This is a genomic window from Wolbachia endosymbiont of Atemnus politus, from assembly GCF_013309895.1.
This window is the reverse complement of sequence record NZ_JAAXCS010000165.1, coordinates 1-2,227: the sequence shown is the minus strand read 5'-3', so window position 1 is coordinate 2,227 and position 2,227 is coordinate 1. Positions and strand designations below refer to the sequence as shown.

The window sequence follows — 2,227 nt, the reverse complement described above, 5'->3', positions numbered from 1 at the left end:
TAATTCCTTTTACACTTTTTATGAACTCTAAAATTTGTTTCCAATTTCCTTCTTTTATTTAATATCCCATTCGGTAGTTTCTCCATTTTTATATTCATTTGGATAAACTACCACTTTTTATCTCTCTTTATATTTTTTGTCCACAGAGCCTAGAAAACTTGCATAGATTCCTTCACTTCTGTGGTACCATAAGCCTGTAGTTATGAAATAAGCAAATATGGGTAAATCAGCGTATGGGATTGTGGAACATGAGTATGACGTAGTGGTAGTGGGAGCAGGTGGAGCAGGGTTCAGAGTGACACTTGGAATGGCTGCAACTAATTTTTCAGTTGCTTTCATTTCTATAGTTTTCCCTACACGCAGTCATACAGTTGCTGCACAAGGCGGGATCAGTGCAGCTTTAGGAAATATTGCTGAGGACGATTGGCGCTGGCATGCGTATGACACAATAAAAGGCTCAGACTGGCTCGGTTATCAGGATGCAATAGAATATATGTGTAAAAACGTCGCTAAAGCTGTCATTGAACTTGAAAATTTTGGCGTACCTTTTTCACGTACAGAAGATGGCAAAATATACCAGCGTGCCTTCGGTGGAATGACAACTCTCTTTTGTAAAGGAAAATCAGCACAACGCACTTGTGCAGCAGCAGACAAAACCGGGCACGCAATTCTTCATATCCTATACCAGAAATGTCTTAAATTCAATGCTGCATTCTTTGTTGAATACTTTGTAATTGATTTAATCATGGATAGTGAAACCGGAGCATGCTGCGGAGTTCTTGCCTAGTCTCTGTGCGATGGCACATTGCATAAATTTCGCACACATTCGATGGTATTGGCAACAGGTGGATATGGACGTGTTTATTTCTCTGCAACCAGTGCACATACCTGCACAGGTGACGGTAATGGCATGGTGGTAAGAGCTGGGTTGCCACTTGAAGATATGGAATTTGTGCAATTTCATCCAATAGGAATATATGGTTCAGGATGTTTGATGACGGAAGGATGTCGCGGCGAAGGCGGGTATCTCGTTAATTCTCAGGGCGAAAGGTTTATGGAACGTTACGCGCCAAAAGCAAAATATTTAGCTTCTCTTTATGTGGTGAGTCGCGCAATAACAAATGAAATTAGGGAAGGCAGAGGCATTGGCCCGAAAAAAGATCATATGTACAGTTTAACTATAGCACACCTTGATCCAGAAGAGTTTTGCGGGGGTTGATGTTACTAAAGATCCGATTCCAGTCATTCCAACTGTTCACTACAATATGGGCGGCATTCCAACTAATTATCATGGAGAAGTAATTACCCTGAATAAAGGCAAGGAAGAAGTAGTAGATGGGCTGTTTGCAATTGGAGAAGCTGTGTGTGTTTCTGTGCACGGTGCAAATCGACTTGATTCTAACTCGCTTCTTGATCTTGTGGTTTTTTGGCAGAGATGCAGCGCTCAGAGCAAAAGAGAAGCTAAAGCCCAACGCATCACATAAAAAATGCACTCATATTGCACAGACTGGATAATAGCTAGGTTTAATAAAATGCAATTTGTCACTGGAGAGTTCAGAGTATCGAAGATACGCAGCGAAATGTAACACACCATGCAAAAATATGCATCAGTGGTCCATGTTGCTGAAGTTTTAGAAGAAGGTAAAAAAAGCTGTAAAAGAAGTAGCAAAAATGATGCCTGATATTGCAATTGAAGATCGCAGTATGATATGGAGCAGTGATTTAGTTGAAGCACTGGAACTTGCCAACATGATCCCACAAGCAGTTATTACTATGGAATGCGCAACCAACCGTGAGGAAAGCAGAGGCGCTCACGCACGTGAAGATTTTCCTAAGAGTGATGACAAAAACTGGATGAAGCACACTATAGCGTGGCTCGAAGAAAAGAAGGGCCAGATCAATGTGAAAATTGATTACAAGAAAGTTGCTGAAAAACTCTAAAAGCGATGAGATTAATTTCATAGCGCCAGAGAAGAGGGTTTGCTAATTATATCACTGAATATTTCCAACTGCCCTTGCATTTTTTAGAACATCCACTTAATACATGTACCTTAAAAGAACCTTCTGGGTTTTCTAAGCGACTTGGATGTTTTAATTTGCGCAGAGCTTTTGCTTCTATTTGCCTAATTCTCTCGCGTGTTACATTGAAGATTCTTCCAACTTCTTCTAACGTTTGTTCCTTTCCGTCTTTACCAGGGCCAAAGCGCATTCTCAGAATTCTTTCTTC

The 2,227-nt window shown here is 40.7% G+C and carries 2 pseudogenes; one reads left to right on the top strand and one right to left on the bottom strand.

From position 1 onward, the window contains the following. The first annotated feature begins 217 nt into the window (after nucleotides 1-217). Nucleotides 218-1,987: pseudogene (gene sdhA / locus HET73_RS07150) on the top strand (succinate dehydrogenase flavoprotein subunit). A 66-nt stretch (nucleotides 1,988-2,053) separates the two neighbouring features. Here the strand turns inward: sdhA and HET73_RS07145 are convergent. Beyond that, nucleotides 2,054-2,227: pseudogene (locus HET73_RS07145) on the bottom strand (sigma factor-like helix-turn-helix DNA-binding protein); the annotation flags it as partial.